This window comes from Streptomyces sp. NPDC047043 (genome assembly GCF_040644055.1).
Lineage (GTDB): Bacteria > Actinomycetota > Actinomycetes > Streptomycetales > Streptomycetaceae > Streptomyces.
Genome location: NZ_JBEYVO010000046.1, coordinates 35955 through 53641 on the forward strand (window position 1 = coordinate 35955; position 17687 = coordinate 53641).

The 17687-nt window shown below is 68.5% G+C and carries 16 protein-coding genes and 1 pseudogene; 8 read left to right on the top strand and 9 right to left on the bottom strand.

The genetic code is table 11. The annotated features are described in order from the left end of the window. Positions 1 to 37: 37 nt before the first annotated feature. The 6 genes and pseudogenes from ABZ880_RS48070 to ABZ880_RS48095 form a co-directional block, all read right to left on the bottom strand. Positions 38 to 1078 carry a pentapeptide repeat-containing protein gene (locus ABZ880_RS48070; protein WP_361277386.1) on the bottom strand — a complete coding sequence of 347 codons (1041 nt, stop codon included), beginning with the start codon at positions 1076 to 1078 and terminating at the stop codon, positions 38 to 40. Positions 1079 to 1204: 126 nt separating this feature from the next. Next, positions 1205 to 1303: pseudogene (locus ABZ880_RS48075) on the bottom strand (IS5/IS1182 family transposase); the annotation flags it as partial. Between the two features lie 157 nt (positions 1304 to 1460). After that, a complete protein-coding gene (locus ABZ880_RS48080) occupies positions 1461 to 2129 on the bottom strand; it encodes a hypothetical protein (protein WP_361277387.1) in 669 nt (222 codons plus the stop codon). Further along, a complete protein-coding gene (locus ABZ880_RS48085; RefSeq protein WP_361277388.1) occupies positions 2126 to 2620 on the bottom strand; it encodes a sigma-70 family RNA polymerase sigma factor in 495 nt (164 codons plus the stop codon). The genes ABZ880_RS48080 and ABZ880_RS48085 overlap by 4 nt, the downstream gene beginning before the upstream one ends. A 5-nt stretch (positions 2621 to 2625) precedes the next feature. Then, positions 2626 to 3000 carry a hypothetical protein gene (locus ABZ880_RS48090; protein ID WP_361277389.1) on the bottom strand — a complete coding sequence of 125 codons (375 nt, stop codon included), beginning with the start codon at positions 2998 to 3000 and terminating at the stop codon, positions 2626 to 2628. Positions 3001 to 3181: 181 nt separating this feature from the next. Then, positions 3182 to 4018 carry an oxidoreductase gene (locus ABZ880_RS48095; RefSeq protein WP_361277390.1) on the bottom strand — a complete coding sequence of 279 codons (837 nt, stop codon included), beginning with the start codon at positions 4016 to 4018 and terminating at the stop codon, positions 3182 to 3184. Between the two features lie 164 nt (positions 4019 to 4182). Here ABZ880_RS48095 and ABZ880_RS48100 point away from each other — a divergent pair, with 164 nt between their 5' ends. Then, positions 4183 to 4854, top strand: coding sequence for a TetR family transcriptional regulator (locus ABZ880_RS48100; protein ID WP_361277391.1), 672 nt, complete (start codon positions 4183 to 4185; stop codon positions 4852 to 4854). Positions 4855 to 5529: 675 nt separating this feature from the next. Here the strand turns inward: ABZ880_RS48100 and ABZ880_RS48105 are convergent. Next, entirely contained in the window at positions 5530 to 5733 is a 204-nt protein-coding gene (locus ABZ880_RS48105; RefSeq protein ID WP_361277392.1) for an Arc family DNA-binding protein, read from the bottom strand. 28 nt (positions 5734 to 5761) lie between these two features. Between ABZ880_RS48105 and ABZ880_RS48110 the strand changes: the two genes are divergently transcribed. From ABZ880_RS48110 to ABZ880_RS48120, 3 genes are all read left to right on the top strand, one after another. After that, on the top strand, positions 5762 to 7060 hold the full coding sequence (locus tag ABZ880_RS48110; RefSeq protein WP_361277393.1) for a transposase: 1299 nt from the start codon (positions 5762 to 5764) through the stop codon (positions 7058 to 7060). 1207 nt (positions 7061 to 8267) lie between these two features. Beyond that, a complete protein-coding gene (locus tag ABZ880_RS48115) occupies positions 8268 to 8759 on the top strand; it encodes a DUF2975 domain-containing protein (protein ID WP_361277394.1) in 492 nt (163 codons plus the stop codon). Next, a complete protein-coding gene (locus ABZ880_RS48120) occupies positions 8759 to 8980 on the top strand; it encodes a helix-turn-helix transcriptional regulator (protein ID WP_293986477.1) in 222 nt (73 codons plus the stop codon). The genes ABZ880_RS48115 and ABZ880_RS48120 overlap by 1 nt, the downstream gene beginning before the upstream one ends. Before the next feature lie 311 nt (positions 8981 to 9291). Here ABZ880_RS48120 and ABZ880_RS48125 read toward each other — a convergent pair whose 3' ends face one another. Then, positions 9292 to 9753: a DUF6193 family natural product biosynthesis protein gene (locus tag ABZ880_RS48125; RefSeq protein ID WP_361277395.1), complete on the bottom strand. Its 462-nt coding sequence runs from the start codon at positions 9751 to 9753 to the stop codon at positions 9292 to 9294. A gap of 571 nt (positions 9754 to 10324) precedes the next feature. Between ABZ880_RS48125 and ABZ880_RS48130 the strand changes: the two genes are divergently transcribed. Beyond that, a complete protein-coding gene (locus ABZ880_RS48130; protein WP_361277396.1) occupies positions 10325 to 10930 on the top strand; it encodes a dihydrofolate reductase family protein in 606 nt (201 codons plus the stop codon). A 257-nt stretch (positions 10931 to 11187) separates the two neighbouring features. On the opposite strand, the gene ABZ880_RS48135 is transcribed toward ABZ880_RS48130, so the two are convergent. Continuing rightward, on the bottom strand, positions 11188 to 12075 hold the full coding sequence (locus tag ABZ880_RS48135) for an arylamine N-acetyltransferase (RefSeq protein ID WP_361277397.1): 888 nt from the start codon (positions 12073 to 12075) through the stop codon (positions 11188 to 11190). A gap of 333 nt (positions 12076 to 12408) precedes the next feature. Here ABZ880_RS48135 and lat point away from each other — a divergent pair, with 333 nt between their 5' ends. From lat to ABZ880_RS48150, 3 genes are all read left to right on the top strand, one after another. Then, positions 12409 to 13749 (top strand): L-lysine 6-transaminase, encoded by a 1341-nt coding sequence (gene lat, locus ABZ880_RS48140; RefSeq protein ID WP_361277398.1) that lies wholly within the window; start codon positions 12409 to 12411, stop codon positions 13747 to 13749. A gap of 103 nt (positions 13750 to 13852) precedes the next feature. Next, positions 13853 to 15406: an aldehyde dehydrogenase family protein gene (locus ABZ880_RS48145; protein WP_361277399.1), complete on the top strand. Its 1554-nt coding sequence runs from the start codon at positions 13853 to 13855 to the stop codon at positions 15404 to 15406. Then, complete coding sequence (locus ABZ880_RS48150) at positions 15403 to 17592, top strand: transketolase C-terminal domain-containing protein (protein WP_361277400.1); 2190 nt, start codon at positions 15403 to 15405, stop codon at positions 17590 to 17592. The genes ABZ880_RS48145 and ABZ880_RS48150 overlap by 4 nt, the downstream gene beginning before the upstream one ends. Positions 17593 to 17687: the final 95 nt, after the last annotated feature.

A 17687-nucleotide genomic window follows, 5' to 3' on the forward strand; every position in this document is an offset into this window, starting at 1 on the left:
AACACAATGAGTCGAGCTGGTGGAAGTCCGGCTGTTGTTACGAAGGCAACCCTCGGGTGCCCTTGCGGACCGTACCTTCGAAGTCCGCGGTCGACAGGTTCTTCGCGCCTCTAAAATCGGCGCCACTCAGGTCCGCTCCCTTGAAGTCCGCGTCGCGGAGATCGACCCCCCTCAAGTCCGCTCCGCGCAGGATGGCGTTGGGCAGGCTGGCGCGGACGAGACTGGCCCGCTGCAGACGGGCATCCTCCAATGCGGCTCCTTTTAGGTCCGTTTCGTCGAAGTGCGCCCTCGCCGCCTGGATCCGCCTCAGGGTGGCGCGCGCGAGGTGCGACCGATTCAGGTTGGCATCAGTCAGGTCGGCGTCCGTCAACTCAGCCTGGTTCAGAGTTGCTTCCTGCAGAAGCGTGCCCGCCATGACCGCCCCGGCCAGATGGGCATGTTCCAAGTCCGCGCTGCGCAGGTCTGCGTCGCTGAAGTCGGCGTCATGGAAATTGATACCGATCACGCGTTGGCGGGCCCGGTCCCACATCCCCATGTAGTCCAGGTTGCGCAGGCGAACGTTGCGCAGGTTGAAGTCGCCGCGGCCGTCACGCGTGGGATCCCGGTTGGCCAGTACCGTCATGGCCGCCTGGACGTCCGTGGCAGGGCGGGCATCGGCTGAGCCGCTCACCTGCCCGTGAGTGTGCTCACGGACGTATGCCGTCAGCAGGGTGACGATGGTGGGGTGGTCGTGCGGCGAATCTCGCATGAGGCGCTCCAGGCCGTAGATGCCGCCGAGGCGGACGTCCACGGCCGACGAGGAGAGGTTGCCGATTGCTGCATTGAACCGGCCGGTGACCTGCCCACGCTCGGCGATCCGCAACTGTTCGCCGGACTGCTCGACCGAAACCCAGGTGAACAACAAGGCGGCAAGGGCTGCGATCCCTGGTAGCGATGCCGCAGCCAGCGCCGCCCACTGCAGGCGGTTTCCCTCCGTATGGTCGCCCGTGCGAGGACGTCCTGCCCGCCTTTGGCTTCCGTGACGTGCGCCGCGGTGAGAGATTCGGCGCAGCTGCGCCAGGGTGCTCAGCCTGGTCATACGGGCCATGGAACCCCGAAACCAGGGAGGATCGGCGTTCTGGCAGCGCGGGGGACGACAGCTTCGGGCGAACGGCCGAGTTCTCACCCAGGTCGGCTGACACAGTGAGCGGATCTGGCGCAGGGTGATCAGGCAGCAGGCGAGGTTGAGGAAGGCTAGGTGGATATCAACCTTGCGTTCCCAGCGCACACGCAGGCGCCGGAAGCCATGCAGCCATGCGAACGTGGAGAGTCGGCCCGAGGCGCGGTGACCGGGCCGGGCACGAGACAGGGTCTGCTTGGCCGCTGGATGTTCTCCTGCATTCGGCAGGGCACAGGCGAGGGGCAGCGGCCTCAGCCGACTGCCCCTCGCCTCCTCCCCCTCCGGCCGACGCGATGTTCCGCTACGAGCGCGGGTCGGCCGGCGGCGCCTCTGTGGTGCACGTCAGCGGTACTCCCGTGGGCACCAGGCGCTCGACGGATCCCGGATTCCCGTTCACGGAGGCCAGTTGGGCCTCGTTCAGGAAGCCGATGAACAGCTGAGTCCCGGCCGGCATCGCCGAGGGGGTGAAGACGAAGGTGACCCTCCCGTCGTCTCCCCGCACGCCCTTCATGACGTTCCTGACCCCGGGCCCTACGCCGCTCGGGTCGAGCGTTCCGTTGTCCTGCGGCCCCTTGCAGAACTCGCCCTCTTTGATGAGCACCGGGAAGCCGGCCTTGCGCAGTGCGGCCTGCAGGCCCGCATGGTCCTTGAAGTACCGCTGCTTGTCGAAGGTCGCATGGACCGTGCCGTCGTTCTTGGTGTCCACGGTGTACGCCGCCGTGCGGATGTGCACGGCGCCGGCCCCGGTGCTGTCGCCCGCCGTGGGCGGTGCGGTCGACGGGTTGCCGTGCGTGGGGACGCCGAGCGCAAGCCCCGCGGCTGCCGCGACGCCCGCCGTCATGCCCACGATGCGGCGTCGACGCCGGCGCGCCCGGCCCGCGGCCTCGATCTGCTCCACCGGGGTGTCCATGGTGATGCCGCCCAGCGAATCCTTCAGCGCGTCCAGTACGTCCATGTCGTAGTCACTCATTGCCCAACCTCCGGCTTGTCTACGGTGACGAGGTGGCCGCGCAGTGTCGCAACGGCCCGCGACAGGTGGGCGGTGACGGTTCCCGGGGCGATCCCGAGCACCTTGGCGGCGGCCTCGGTGTCGAGGTCGAGGAAGACCCGGTATGCGATCACTTCCCGCTGCCGCTGCGGCAGTTGACGCAGCACGGCCAGCAGCGCGGGGTCCAGACCGGGGTCACTGACCGTGCCGGCCGCGATGTCGGGAGCGCCGTCCAGCGGGACTTCCCGTCGCCGCCGACGCCACCACGAGACCCGGGTGTTGAGCGCCGTACGCACGATCCATGCACGCGGCGCCGGATGGCGGCTGACCTTCGGCCACGCCATCCAGGCCCGAGTGAACGCCTCGGCGACCAGATCCTCGGCCAGCTGCCGATCACCCACGCTCGCCAGGACCGCCCGCAGGCATACGTTCTGGCTGGCTTGGTAGAACTCCTTGAACTCCAGCTGCTTCACACCCCCTATACGCCGCAGCCTCGCGATCCGCTTACCTGAGAGGCTTTCTGCGAGCGTTTCGCCGGGTTCCAGGTTGAGGCGAGCTGCGGGACGGGTCGAGTAGGCCGTGGCAGGGTGAAGAGGCCGGGCTCGGGTTCGGGTTCGGTGCGGATACCGCGGCTGACCAGGCGTTTCAGCTTGGCCCGCATGCCTTCGGTGTGCCGCGGCTCGGTGCCGGTGCCGAGGGTGCGACAAACGTCCCCGGCGCGCAGCCCGTCCCCGTTCTGCTCGAAGAGGGCCAGGATCTCGCGATAGCCGGGCGGCAGCGGCTGGGGCGGTGGGCCGCCGTCCTCGGCAGCCAGGTCCAGCGCGGTCTCGCGGGTGGTCTCCAGCCGTTCCACGGTGCGCTCGGTGCAGACCGCACCACCGGCCGACCGTGAAGTCCCGGAACCGGACACCCTGCCCTCAAGCGCAACGAGAGCCGCCGACCTCTCGCAGAACACCCACTGACAGCACGAACAGGGCTTGAGGACGAGGCTCGACGGGACTGGACACCAGGGCCCCGCCCTTGCGGGCTGGGAGTCAGGCCGGTACGCCGGAGCCTCGCTTGATGAGGGCGTCGAAGGCGCGGGCGGGCAGGAGCCGGCTGAGCAGGATCAGGGGGCGGGCGCCGAAGCCGACGCGGTAGCGGATGCGCGGGCGGCGGGTCGTGGCGGCCTTGGTCACCGCGTCCGCGATCACGGAAGGAGGAGAGGTCATCCGGGCCCCCTCCTGGGAGCTGCTTTCCAGGGACTTCGCCATGGCCTTGGCCTGCTCGGCGTAGGGACCGTGACCGGAGGTGGAGCGCAGCTTGTCGGCTGCGATTCCGCCCCACTCGGTATGGATCGAGCCGGGCTCGACGAGGACGACGTTGATGTCGAACCGCTTCAGTTCGAGCCGGAGCGCGTCGCTGAGCCCTTCCACGGCGAACTTGCTGGCGTGGTACCAGGCGCCCATCGGGGTGGCGAAGCGCCCGCCCATGGAGCTGATGTTGACGATCGTGCCGCCGCGCTGGGTGCGCATGTGGGGCAGCACGAGTTGGGTGAGGTGGGCCAGGCCGAAGAGGTTGACGTCGATCTGGGCTCGGGCCTCGTCCAGGGGTACGTCCTCCAGAGCGCCGTACGACCCGTAACCGGCGTTGTTGACCAAGACGTCGATACGCCCCTCCTCTTCGATGATCCTGCCGATCGCGTGCTTCGCCGAGGTGCCGTCGGTGACGTCCAGGGCCAGGGTGCGTACGCCCGCGGCGGCGAGCGCGCCCATGCGGTCGACGCGGCGAGCGGCGCCGTAAACGACGAATCCCGCCTTCTGCAACCGGAGTGCGGTGGACTCACCGATACCGGAGGAGGCTCCGGTGACCAGTGCAACCTTGTTCGACATGGAAGTTCCCTTGTTCGTGTCAGGCCAGGTGTGCGGGCCGTCGGCCGGATGGTGGGCGGCTTCTGCCGCCGCTTCGCGCTGCCATCAACATAAGAGACCGCCGGTCTGAACACAAGAGACCGGCAGTCTGTAATCAAGAGACCGCCAGTCTGTAGACTCCGGGCATGACCAGCTTCCAGCGGGCAAGGAGCGAGGAACAACGCTCGGTGCGACGGCAGAGCATCCTGCAGACCGCCGCAGCGATGCTCGCCGAGATGCCGGTCTCCGCACTGAGCCTCAACGAGCTGAGCCGCCGCGTCGGGCTCGCCAAGTCCAACGTGCTGCGCTACTTCGAAACACGTGAAGCCGTGCTGCTCGACCTGCTCGACCAGAGCGCCCGCGACTTCCTGACCGAAGCGGGCGAGGAGCTTGGCTCGCTGGTGGACGCACCCGGCCCCCTGGACGCCAGGATCGAAGCCGCGGCATCCGGGCTGGCCGCGTCGTTCGCTGCCCGACCGATGCTGTGTGAACTGCTCAGTGCGCAGGCCGGCGTACTGGAGCGCAACATCTCCATCGAGGTCGCGACCCGACACAAGGAAGGCGCCCGCGACAGCCTGCTCGGACTGGCCGAGTTGCTGCGGCGCCTGTTCCCCGAGCTCGATCAACCGCGTTCCGAACAGGGCGCCAACCTGATCATCGTCCTGATCTGCGGCCTGTGGACCCACACACACCCCGCCCCCGCGGTGCGCGCCGTCTACGACGCCGACCCGAGCCTCGCATTCATGGACTCGAACTTCCCAGACGCCCTGCACCAGGCGTTGCACGTACTACTCACGGGTCTCCTCGTCCGCAGCTGACACATCAAGCGGGCAGCCGTCCCCTGTGCGGCCGCACGCCGATCCGCGCAGATGCGCGGCGCCGCGAGGCGCAGACACCCCACCGTCGCGATTGCGCCGTCCGGTATCCGCTCGGGCGGGCCTGCCCAAGCCGGTCCGCCGGAGGCCGATGTTCGGGTCGGTGTCAGTGACCGTCTTGCGGTTGCCGACCGATTCTGCGTCACCCTTCGCCATCCTTTGCAAGACTCTCGACCGTTCTCGTTCTCCTTCCTGACACTGGACGTGTCTCGTCCCGGCCCTCTGCGTCTCCCGCCCGCGAGACTTGCTCGATCTCGTCTCGGTCCGGGCCAGGCCACCGTCTCGCTTCTCTCGGTTGGATGACATTGACGAGTTGCTACGGTCCAACGGACGCGGCTGCAGGTCTTGGTCGGCAGAGCCATCACCCAAGCGCCACAGCCAGCCTGCGGCATGAGGCCCCCTTCGCCGTCGGGCCACGCGAACCAGGGCCGACCGACTTACCCGCCCCCATCTATAAAGGCCGTCGACTCCCACCGTTTTGGACACAACGCTGCGCCCCGATTCCCAACGCACGCATCGCTGCTACCACCCAGCGGCTAGATCACAGCTATGCCACTACTACGCCGGAGCTAAAGATCACCAAATCCACCTCTCTTTCCGGGCAGGGTGCCCGGTCCTTTAGGGCCGGGGTGAATGCCCGCTCCCGCGTAGCGGGGCAGGGGCGGCCGGATCGCCGCCAGGGCGATCCGGCGTACCGGAGGCTTCCACGGCACGCCGCACTACGGCGACCAGCCATGAGTTCAGGGAGCGGTCGTCGGCTGCGGCAAGCGCCTTGGCGGCGTCGTACAGGTCGTCAGGAAGTCGAAGGTTCAGCTTGATCACACGGTGAGTGTGGCCCTAAAATGGGGCCGTGTCGAGGTTTCGGATGTACCCCACGAGCGAGCAGGAGCAGCAGATGCTGCTGCACTGCGCGCACGCCCGGTATGTGTGGAACCTCGCCGTCGAACAGCACTCGCACTGGCGCAGATGGCGCAAGTCCGCTCCCGGTTTCGCGGAGCAGTGCCGTCAGCTGACCGAGGCCAGGCGGGAGAACGAGTGGCTGGGCGCCGGGAACGCGGATGTGCAGCAGCAGGCGCTCAAGGATTTCGCCAAGGCCAAGTCCGCGCGTTTCACGTCCGGGTTCGGTGAGCCGACCTGGCGCAAGAGGTTTTGGCATGAGGGCTTCCGCGTCATCGGCACCGACCGCGTACCCGAACACAACGAGGACGGCTCACCGAGGCTGAACGCCAAGGGGAAGCAGGTCATGGGCCGCTCCGTCGTGGTGCGGAAGCTCAACCGCCGGTGGGCGCAGGTCAAGGTGCCCGGCTGTGGCTGGGTGCGGTTCCGCCTCAGCCTCAAGGGCAACGGCGCGAAGCTCCCCGACGCGAAGACGTTCCGGGTTACCTTCCGCAACGACCAGTGGCACATTGCCTTCGCTGTCATCCCGGGGCCGATTCCCGCGCCCGGCACGGGCGAGGTCATCGGCATCGACAGGGGCGTGACGATCACGGCCGCCCTGTCGGACGGCCGCAGGCTGAACTGCCCGCAGTTCACCGTCAGGGAGCGGGCGCAGATCCGAAAGCACCAGCGGCGCGCCGCCCGCGCCCCGAAGGGCAGCGACCGGAAGAGGGCCGAGTACGCGAAGGTCGCCAAGCTCAAGGCCAGGGAGGCGAACCGGCGTAAGGACTGGTGCGAGAAGACCAGCACCACGTTCGCCCGCAGCTTCGACCTGATCCGGTTCGAGAAGCTGAACATCAAGAACATGACCCGCTCCGCGAAGGGGACCGTCGAGCAGCCCGGCAAGAACGTGGCGCAGAAGTCCGGCCTGAACCGGTCGATCCTCGCCCAGGGCTGGGGCCTGCTTCGGCAGCGTACCGAGCATAAAGCCCCCGGCCGGGTCGAAGACGTTCCCGCCCCCTACACCAGTCTGCGGTGCAGCGCCTGCGGATGGATCGACAAGAACTCGCGCAAGAGCCAAGCCGAGTTCGTCTGTTCCTCCTGCGGCTTCACCTGCAACGCGGACACCAACGCAGCAACCAACGTCGCGGCAGGACAGGGCGGGATCCCCCGCCCCCGGCGAACAGCCGGTGCCGGAGGGACGACACCGCCCACCAAGCGGTCGAGCGTTCGTGAACCTCAGCTCGTATGGGTTGGAATCCCCCTCTTTTAAGAGGGGGAGGATGTCAAGCATCACAGGGACCGTTGTTCCGGCGGCGCGCCAAATGGCTCCTTCTTGGTCGTTCCTTGTCGGCGTCCCGGTTTGCCTCACCCCATAACTTCTTCGCCCTCCAAGAAGGCAACCGACACGAGTCAAGGACGGCCCGCCGGTGCAACACGGCGGACTCAATGCCCGGAAGACGCACCGTCGTTGGAGCTCGCCGGGACTGCTTCATGACGTTGACGGGAGGCCGCGATGCCTGGACGGACGGCCCTTCGCCGGACTGGCTACCGGCCGATGACGCTCGATGAGGTGCGGCGGCGACTACTGCAGGCCGCTGCCCGCGCCGCACCCGGGATGCCGTGCGGGCACGCCTTGTGCGCCGTGCGCGCCAGGAGGGATCAGCCCGGACGCCAGCCTGCGTAGACGTGGGCGCCGCGGCCGTGGCGACGTGCAGGGCGAGGTGCTGGCCGACTTCCTCCAAGCGCTGGCCACCATAACCATGGGGCGGCCTGGGTGCCGGTGCGGCTGCGGTGGGACGGCCTACCGCACGGGTACGCCACGCTCAGCGAGGCCTGCAGGCATCGGTACCGATCGCACCCGGGTTCCACTCGACACCGCCGCACTGCCCCTGGGCCCACCCGAACCAGGCCTCGGCACGGGCGGTCCGCGACGAAAGTCCTGAGTCGGACCGAGGCGGACCTGATCGGCGCCACCCGGCTGGACGGTCAGGCCGTGGCGGACTGGGCGGACTGCCACCGGACGACCGCCCAGGCGGCCTACAAGGCCGGCAGCGGGCCGAGGACCGACTCGTCGCCTTCGCCCAAGGCCGGACACGGACTGCCGCCGGAGCGTGGCGAGTGCGGACACTCGCCCGCGCCAACCCCTCCTCCGCCCGGTTTTCTGCGACAAATTTCGCGACCTGGTGTCCAAAAAAGGCGCGTTACGCGGCCTTTTCTTATAGGGGGTCTCCTGACAACCCGCGAAGGCACCGGGACGGTCTCGCCGGGCACGGCGTCGGCGCAGTCGGGTGACGCCTGATGTGTGCTCGAGCGAGGCCGACTTCGACAAGATCAAGACGGTTCGCGCAACCGTGCTGCCGCGGGAGGTGGCGGCGTACCGCCGCGGTGCGAAACCGCCGCCCACCCTCCGCCCCCACCCTTGCTTCACCTATCGATTTTCGATAGATTCCCATCGTAACTCGATGGGAGGATGGGCCGTGGGAAAGCTGGCAGTGCGGGCGCTGTGTGCCGTGCTCGGGGTGGTGTTCGTCGGCACCGTGTTCGTGCAGGCGGGGCTGGTGTGGACGTTGGTCAGCGGGAACGATCCGGAGGACGGGTCCATCCCGCTGACGCCGCTGCGCATCGTCACGATCCTGGGCATGGTGTCGGTCCAGGTCGCCGTGGTCTGCGTATGGCGGCTGGTGACGATGGTGCGCCGCGGAACCGTGTTCTCCCACGCCGCCTTCCGCTACGTGGACGGCGTGATCGGCGCGATCGTGTCGGCCGCCCTCGTGTGGTTCACCGTCACGGCCATCAACGCACCGGGCCAGCGGGACGACCCGGGCGTCACCGGCATCATGGCCGGGATCGGCGTCGCCATCCTGGGCGTCGCGCTCATCGTGCTCGTGCTGCGGATGCTGCTCGCCCAGGCCGTCGCGCGCGACGTCGAAGCGGCGCAGATGCAGGCCGAGTTGGACGAGGTGATCTGATGCCGATCGCCGTCGACATCGACGTCATGCTGGCCCGGCGCAAGATGTCCGTGGGGGAGCTCGCGGACCGCGTCGGGATCACGCCCGCCAACCTGGCCGTACTCAAGAACGGCCGCGCCAAGGCGGTGCGCTTCGCGACGCTCGCCGCGCTCTGCGAGGTGCTCAAGTGCCAGCCGGGCGACCTGCTGCGCTGGGAGGCCGATGACGCCGCGAGCGGATGACGTACCCCAGGGCGGACGTGAAAACGCCTGGCACCACCGGCCATGACACGGCACAAGGACCGCCTGGACGTGGATCGCCGATCATCCGCACCACCGTCCCGACCCCGTTGGGTGGATTCCGGTTGACCTGCACCGCACCGTCCTGGTCGACGATCGCGACCTGCGAACGTGACCCCCACCGCAGACCCTGTCCCTCCGGCACGGAAGGACAGGGTCCGTCGTTGGGGCACCCGGCGAAGCCCTGGCTGACGGACGGCGCCTCCTCCGCGCATGTCTTGGACGCCGGCTCGGTGCGGCGGACATTCGAATTCTCAGCCGATCTGGTCCGATGGGTAAGAACGCCGCTCATCGTCTCCAGGGATCTGGTCCGGCGGAACCGTGTCGAGCCGGTCGAGGTCCTCCCGGCGCCCGACGACCGCTGGGCCGCAGCCTGGCGGCAGACCACCGACGACCAGAGCAACGGCTTCCTCGGCGGTGTCCGCCTCCCCGACGATCTGGGAACGGGACGGCCCGGCGACGAGGTAGCGCCCGCCAGGAAGGTGCATGACGAACGGAATATCCCAGGACCAGTCACCCGTACACCTGCTGAAGTGAAGGTCCTGGTGGCTGCTTGAGGGATGGAGCTGCCGGAGAAGCGGCTCAGCATAGGCGGCTCCCACCAGTTCGACGTCCATGTCCTTCCTGTGGAGCAGTCGTTGCCACGCAGCCTCCACGACATCACCTTGGCCAGGCTCGGCGTCATCGGTAGCACTCGGCGCATCTATCCGTCCCATGGGCCCATTCTGCTGTCCCGTGCGCCGACTGGCCTTTTGCCCGGTCCAGCTCGTCTGAGACGGCTGCAGGTCTGCGGATCGGTCCCGTTCACCTGAGACAGGGAGCGGATCGGCCGAGGCGGGGCGCCTCCCCGCCCGCCGGCATCAGCGGAGAACAGACCTGTCTCAGACAGAAGTTGCAGGACACGCAGGTAGCCCCTGCAGCCCTTCCGACCTGCGCCAAAGGCACGCGAAGGGGCTTCCTCTCTAGCAGGGGGAGGCATGGGAAGCCCCCTTGGAAGGGGCAGAGGTACCCCCCAAATAGCAGCCGTGCAGATCACTTGCCCCAGGCGAAGCGCGCCTGGCCGTCCGGGGTGATGAGGACATGGGCGCCTCAAAGGGGCCGCCTGCTGGAGCCACCACGCACGGATCTGATCCGGCACGTTCCGCAGGCGCTGGCCCTGACTCAACCTCGCAACCCACGCGCTCGCGGCACGAGGGCCCGCCGTTTGGATCATCCCGGCGGCGCGGAAGGTCCGCCGATGAGTTTATGGCGGTTGTGCGGTCTACCCGTCGACGAAGGGAGCGCACCATGCGCCAGATCATCGTTTGCACGTTCCTGACGCTGGACGGCGTCATGCAGGCGCCGGGCGGTCCGGACGAGGACGCTGAGAGCGGCTTCGAGCACGGCGGCTGGCAGAAACCGGTGGCCGACGACGAGGTCGGCGGGGCCATCGCCGGTTGGTACGAGTCCTCCGACGCGATGCTGCTCGGCCGCAAGACGTACGAGATCTTCGCGTCGTACTGGCCGACCGCCGATCCCGACAATCCGTTCACCGATCGGATGAACAGCATGCACAAATATGTGGCGTCTCGGACCCTGACGTCCGTCGAGTGGCAGAACTCCACGCTGCTGGAGGGCGACATCGTCGATGCCGTACGCAAGCTGAAGGCGTCCGACGGCGGCAACATCAACGTCGTCGGCAGCGGCGATCTCGCCCAGACCCTCATGCAGCACGGCCTCGTCGACGAGTACCGGCTGACCATCCATCCGGTGATCATCGGCACCGGCAAGCGGCTGTTCGCCGACGGAGCGATCCCCACTGCGCTGGAGCCGGTCAGCGTCTCGACGACGAAGGGCGGCACCATCGTCGGCGTCTACCGGCCGAACGGTAAGCCCAGCTACGACAGCTACTAGGCGGCTCATCAGGATCACCGAACGGTCCAGAGAATGATGCCCGCGGCGTGGAGTCCGGCCAGGTGGATGGTCGGACTCCACGTAACGGGTGGCGATGCCGTGCCATTGCTTCATGCGTGCGGTTGATGCGCTGCCCGACGGTGTTGCGCTGCTGGGAGGTCTCGCGGTCGAAGGCCGGTGGGAGTTCGGGGTGCCCGTCTGTGAACAGGGGCTCGGCCGGGGGCAGGAGCGGCCCTGCACGCTGGAGTCGCCGAACCTCAGCTCCGGGAGGTCTGCGACTCCTGCCAGCGGCGGTGCGCCGAGAGGACGTTCGTCCAAAGTCGCTCACGCGTCTCAGCGCTCATGGAGTGCAACCGCAGGTCGAACAGGTCGGCGAGGAGGTCGAACCACTCCGCGCGGCGAGTGACGGGCTCATCGGTGCGTGCGCCGTCGCCGATCCGGCTCAGCACCAGGCCGCGGATGACGTCCGCCCCGGTCGCGTCGCGGCGTTCGGCCATGGCCACCTGGACGAACGCCGACTCCGGCGACGTCGACAACCACTGATGCTTCGTCTCGAAGTCGGCCGGGTGTGCGTGGGCCATGGTCCAGGTCATTCCGGTGAATCCGCCGCCCGGGTCATGGGTCAGGTGCCACTCCGACCGCTCAGCGGCCTGCTCCAGATTGAGCACGAACGGCGGTTGATCATGTGTGCCCGCGACCAACGGCAGTGGATCGTGCAGAGCATCGCCCAACCCGTTGTCGACGTACCAGACACCGCCGGGATTCGTGTCGCTCGGCAACTGCTCCACCGTCAGGACCAGGTGGTTTCCCATCACGGCGGCCTGAGGGCCTTCCGGGCCGTGCACTCCCCCGACGTGGCCGCGTACCGCGTAGCCGAGCGACCTGAGCAGCAAGCCCAGCGCCCCGTTCATGTGATAGCAGTAGCCGCCTCGGCCGTGGAGAGCGATACGCGCCGCGGACTCGTAGGGGTCGATGTTCCAGGCTTCGCCAGCCTGAATCCACAGAGTTTCGTACGGCACGCGCTCAGCATGGCGCCGCACCAACAGGTGCATGGCTTCCACCGACGGTGGTGCCGAGTCAATGCCGAGACGCGCAAGGTACGCATGCTGTACATCTAGGTCCAATGGGGCCATCGACTCGAACATGGACCTATTGTTTCTTAGTCACCTAAACATGGGAACCGCTCCTGGTTCGGGAGGGAGCTGCCGAGAAACTGGTCCTCTGCAGGTGGGCCCGCTCGAGCGGGCCCCTGTCCGTCGGAACCATCGGAACCAAGCGAGTCGCGCTCCCTCGCTCGCCGACGTCGTCGCTGCTGCTGCTGCTGGCAGTGTCACCGCGGCCGGATCAGCCCTCGCCCGGAGGATCTACCAGTGAACGAAACCTTGCGGCCCACTCCGCGCCATACCTAAGATATTTTCGCTGATCCTCATGCTCGACGAAGTTTCTTCGGTAAACGGCTCTCGAGGGTAGGTGTCTCCATGACGGTTGCCGCTACATCGACGGTCCATCCGGACGAGGTACACGAGAGACTCGGTCGCCACGTGCTGACCGACGGTTTCAAGCTTGTGCTCGACCCGCTCGCCAGCCAAGGATCATGGATCGTCGACGCGCGCAGCGGTGAGAAGTTCCTCGACCTCTACTCGTTCTTCGCGTCCGCTCCGCTGGGCCTCAACGCGCCGGGCATCGTGAACGACCCGGACTTCATGGCCCTGCTCGCTCAGGTGGCCGCCAACAAACCCGCCAACCCCGACATCTACACCACGCACTACGCCGAGTTCGTCGAGACGTTCGTGCGGGTGCTGGGCGATCCCGACCTGCCGAGGCTCTTCTTCGTCGAGGGCGGGGCACTCGCCGTAGAAAACGCACTCAAGACGGCGTTCGACTGGAAGAGCCGCCGCAACGAGGCCGCAGGCCGCTCACCCGAGCTCGGCACCAAGGTGCTCCACCTTCGAAAGGCGTTCCACGGGCGCAGCGGTTACACCCTCTCGCTGACCAACACCGAGCCCAACAAGACGGCCCGCTTCCCGAAGTTCGACTGGCCGCGCATCGACGTACCCGCGGTGCGGTTCCCCCTCGAGCGCCACCTCGCCGAGGTCGAGGAGGCCGAGCGAGACACCCTTGCGCAGGCGCGGCGAGCGTTCGAGGACAACCCGCACGACATTGCCTGCTTCCTCGCCGAGCCGATCCAGGGCGAGGGGGGCGACAACCACATGCGCCCGGAGTTCCTGCAGGCGATGCAGGCGCTCTGTCACGAGTACGACGCGCTGTTCGTGCTCGACGAGGTGCAGACCGGGGTGGGGATCACCGGCACCACCTGGGCCTACCAGCAACTCGGCCTCGAGCCGGACATCGTCGCCTTCGCCAAGAAGGTCCAGCTCGGCGGCATCATGGCCGGCCGCCGCGTCGACCTGGTGCCCGACAACGTCCTGCGGGTCTCCGGGCGGATCAACTCCACCTGGGGCGGCGGACTGGTCGACATGGTCCGGGCCCGCCGCATCCTGGAGATCATCGAGAAGGACGACCTGGCGGCCAATGCCGCCGCCGTGGGAGCGTGGTTCCTGGCCGAGCTTCGTGATCTGGAGGTCCGACACGCACCGGTGGCCTCGAACTCGCGGGGGCGCGGATTGATGTGCGCCATCGACATGCCCGACAGCGCCGTTCGCGACGAGGTGGTACGGCGGCTGCGAACCGAGGAACAGGTGATCGCCTTGCCGTGCGGCGAGCGTGCAGTGCGCTTCCGACCTGCCCTGTCCATCACCCAGGACGAGCTCGGGGTCGCCACGCGCGCCCTCGACCGGGTCCTCGCCGACCTGCACTGACCCGTACCAGCCGCCGGCGTAGGAGTCCGCTCCCTACACGCGGACCACGTGCCGGCCACCCCCTCCCAGCCGCCCCGTCCCACCCGAAAGGTAGGGCAAAGACATGACCCGTTCCGTCGCCTCGATCGTTGCCGGCCATCCGGTCGCCGGCGCTCCCGGCGGGACTCTTCAGCGCCCCAATCCCGGCCGTACCGCCGAGCTGGTCAGTGAGGTCTCGCTCGGGAACGCCTCGACCTTCGTCGAGGCCGCCAAGGCCGCGAAGGCGGCTCAGCGGTCCTGGGCGGACGTCCCGGCGCCGGTGCGCGGGTCCGCGATCGGAAAGATCGGCCGGCTCGTCGAAGCGAACAAGGACCGGCTCGCCCGTATCGTCACCGAAGAGATCGGCAAGCCGCTCGCCGAGGCTCTCGGCGAGGTCCAGGAGATCATCGACACCTGCGACTTCTTCCTGGGCGAGGGGCGCAGGCTGTACGGGCAGACGGTGCCCTCGGAGATGCCGGACAAGCAGCTGTTCACCTTCCGCAACCCGATGGGCGCGGTCGCGGTGATCACCGCCGGCAACTTCCCGGTGGCCGTGCCGGCCTGGTACCTCGTGCCGGCGCTCGTGACCGGCAACACCGTGGTGTGGAAGCCCGCCGAGTACGCCGCCGCGAGCGCCAAGGCTCTCTACGAGCTGTTCGTGCACGGGGGCGGCCTGCCCGACGGCGTACTCAACCTCGTACTCGCCGACGGGGAGCAGACGTACGCCGGTCTGGAGTCCTCCCTCGACGCCGGCCTGATCGACAAGGTCGGCTTCACGGGCTCCACGACCGTCGGCCAGAAGATCGGCGCCCTGTGCGGACGCCACCTGCAAACCCCCTGCCTGGAGCTGGGCGGCAAGAACCCCCAGGTGGTCACCCCGAGCGCACAGCTCGACCTGGCGGTCGAGGGGGCGTTGTTCTCCGGATTCGGCACCGCGGGGCAGCGCTGCACCTCCCTCGGGACGCTGATCGTGCACGAGTCGGTGCACGAGGACTTCCTCGCCCGCTTCGACGCCGCGAGCCGCGCGGCCCGGGTCGGCGACGCGTTCGAGGACGTCCTGTACGGCCCGATGCTCGACGAGCGCTTCGCGCAGCGCTACGAGACCTTCCTCGGCTGGATCAAGGACCACCACCGCACGTACGGCTCCGACGGCATCGGGCGGATCACGGCCGCCAACCCGCGCAAGGGCTTCGTAGGAGACCCGGAAGCGGGCATGTTCTACCACCCGGTGATCGTCGACGGAGTGCGCCGCGACGACGATATGTTCCTCAACGAGACCTTCGGCCCCATCGTCGGGGTGACGACTTACCGGACCTTCGACGAGGCCCTGGAACTGGCCAACGCCCATGGCTACGGACTGTCGGCCGCGATCTACACCAGCGATCCGCACGAGGTGTGGACGTACCGGCGCGGCATCTCCGCGGGCATGGTCAGCGTCAACAACACCACCTCCGGAGCCGAGGCGCATTTGCCGTTCGGCGGCAACGGCAAGTCGGGCAACGGCAGTCGCCAGTCGGGGCAGTGGGTACTCGACCAGTTCACCCGCTGGCAGTCGATGAACTGGGACCACTCCGGCCGTCTGCAGAAAGCGCAGATGGACGTGGCCACGCTCGAGCCCGACCTGTCGTTCCGCCTGTGAGCGCCGTCGAGGACCTGGACCGGCACTTCCGCGAGGCGGTGACCGGTCTCGGGTCTGCGGACGCGGCGATCGGGCGGCCCGGCGGCGCACTGGACACCCGTACCGCACTGGACCTGTTCGACGCCCAACTGGAAAGCCGGCACACCGACTTCGCCGCCCGCTGGATGCAGCAGCAGGGCCGCGGCTACTACACCATCGGATCGAGCGGGCACGAAGGCAACGCCGCACTCGCCCTCGCATTGCGCCCCACCGACCCGGCGTTGCTGCACTACCGCTCCGGCGCCTTCTACTGCGCCCGCGCCCGGCAGGCCGGCGGCGTCGACGCGGTCAAAGACATGCTGCTGGGGGTGGCCGCCGGGGCCGACGAACCGATCGCCGGTGGACGGCACAAGGTGTACGGGCGCCACGAACTGGCCGTCATCCCGCAGACCTCGACCATCGCCTCCCACCTGCCGCGGGCGGTCGGGGTGGCGTGGAGCATCGCCCGTGCCAAGCGGTTGGGTGTCGAGTGCGCCTGGCCGGGCGATGCCGTCGTCTGCTGCTCTTTCGGCGACGCCTCGGTCAACCACTCCACGGCGGCAGGCGCCATCAACAGCGCCTGCAACGCGGCCTACCAGGGCCTCCCGATGCCGATCCTGTTCGTCTGCGAGGACAACGGCCTGGGCATCAGCGTCCCGACACCGCACGACTGGGTGCGGCAGGCCTACGGCAACCGGCCCGGCCTCGCCTACTTCGCCGCGGACGGCTGCGATCCGCAGGCCGCCTTCGCCGCCGCGGCCGAGGCGGTGGCCCATGTACGGGGGCGCCGCCAACCCGCGTTCCTGCACCTGTCGATGGTGCGCTTCCTCGGCCATGCGGGCTCGGACGCCGAAGCCGCCTACCGGATGCCGTCCGACGTCGCCGCGGATCTGGAACGCGACCCGCTGCTGGCCACCGCCCGGCTGCTCACCGCGACCGGCGCCCTCAGCCCGCAGCAGGTTCTCGACCGGTACGACGAGGTGGGCGGACAGGTGCTCGCCGTGGCCAAGGAGGCTTTGGAGAGCGAGCCGTTGACCGCCGCCACGCAGATCACCGCCCCCATCGCACCCCGCCACCGCGACCTCGTGGCGGCCGAGGCCCGCCGTACAAGCGAAGCATCCGTGGTGCCGGTGGGCGAGCCGGTCACCGTCGCCCAGGCCATCACCCACACACTCGCCGACCTGCTCGGCAGCCACCCGGAGATGGTCGTCTTCGGCGAGGACGTCGGCCGCAAGGGCGGCGTCTACGGACTGACCCGGGGCCTGCAGCGACGCTTCGGTACCGCCCGGGTCTTCGACACCCTCCTCGACGAACAGGCCATCCTCGGCCTCGCGTTGGGCGCGGGCCTGTCCGGGCTGCTGCCGGTGCCGGAGATCCAATACCTCGCCTACCTGCACAACGCCGCGGACCAACTGCGCGGTGAGGCGGCCACGTTGCCGTTCTTCTCCCAGGGCCAGTACCGCAACCCGATGGTGGTCCGCATCGCCGGCTACGGCTACCAGCGCGGCTTCGGCGGCCACTTCCACAACGACAACGCGGTGGGCGCCCTGCGCGACATCCCCGGCCTGGTCATCGCCTCCCCGTCCCGCCCCGACGACGCCGCCGCGATGCTCCGCACCTGTGTGGCGGCCGCGAAGGTGGACGGCACGGTCAGCGCCTTCCTCGAACCGATCGCGCTCTACCACACGCGCGACCTCCACACGGAGGACGACAACGGCTGGCTCGCCGCATATCCGCCACCCGCAGAGCACGTACCGATCGGCCGGGCACGCACGTACGGCACGGGCGATGACCTGACCCTCGTAACCTTCGGCAACGGCCTGCCCATCTCCCTTCGAGCAGCACGCCGGCTGGAGCAACAGGGCATCGCCTGCCGGATCGTGGACCTGCGGTGGCTGGCACCCTTGCCGGTCGAGGACCTGCTGCGGGAAGCGCGCGCAACGGGACGGGTCCTCGTGGTGGACGAGACCCGCCGTACGGGGGGCGTGTCGGAGGGAGTGGTCACCGCGCTCGTGGATGCCGGGTTCAGCGGGGCGGTACGACGGGTTGCGAGCGCGGACAGCTTCGTACCGCTGGGGAAGGCGGCGGAGCTGGTGCTCGTGTCCGAGGGGGATGTGGAGCGGGCGGCCGGGGAGTTGCTCTCAGCGCGGTCGGATGGTCAGGGGTGACGGCTGGTCGAGGCCCGGCGGGTTCGGGTGAGGTGGTTGTGGTGATCACGAAGTCGCCGGTTGCAGCGTTGTCTTGAGCCTGTTGCCGGCATCGG

Coding starts and splice junctions, on each gene's coding strand:
- ABZ880_RS48100 (WP_361277391.1), top strand. CDS start 4,183: ATGACCAGCTTCCAGCGGGCAAGGAGCGAGGAACAACGCTCGGTGCGA.
- ABZ880_RS48145 (WP_361277399.1), top strand. CDS start 13,853: ATGACCCGTTCCGTCGCCTCGATCGTTGCCGGCCATCCGGTCGCCGGC.
- ABZ880_RS48135 (WP_361277397.1), bottom strand. CDS start 12,075: ATGTTCGAGTCGATGGCCCCATTGGACCTAGATGTACAGCATGCGTAC.
- ABZ880_RS48120 (WP_293986477.1), top strand. CDS start 8,759: ATGCCGATCGCCGTCGACATCGACGTCATGCTGGCCCGGCGCAAGATG.
- ABZ880_RS48080 (WP_361277387.1), bottom strand. CDS start 2,129: ATGAGTGACTACGACATGGACGTACTGGACGCGCTGAAGGATTCGCTG.
- lat (WP_361277398.1), top strand. CDS start 12,409: ATGACGGTTGCCGCTACATCGACGGTCCATCCGGACGAGGTACACGAG.
- ABZ880_RS48095 (WP_361277390.1), bottom strand. CDS start 4,018: ATGTCGAACAAGGTTGCACTGGTCACCGGAGCCTCCTCCGGTATCGGT.
- ABZ880_RS48125 (WP_361277395.1), bottom strand. CDS start 9,753: ATGGGACGGATAGATGCGCCGAGTGCTACCGATGACGCCGAGCCTGGC.
- ABZ880_RS48070 (WP_361277386.1), bottom strand. CDS start 1,078: ATGACCAGGCTGAGCACCCTGGCGCAGCTGCGCCGAATCTCTCACCGC.
- ABZ880_RS48130 (WP_361277396.1), top strand. CDS start 10,325: ATGCGCCAGATCATCGTTTGCACGTTCCTGACGCTGGACGGCGTCATG.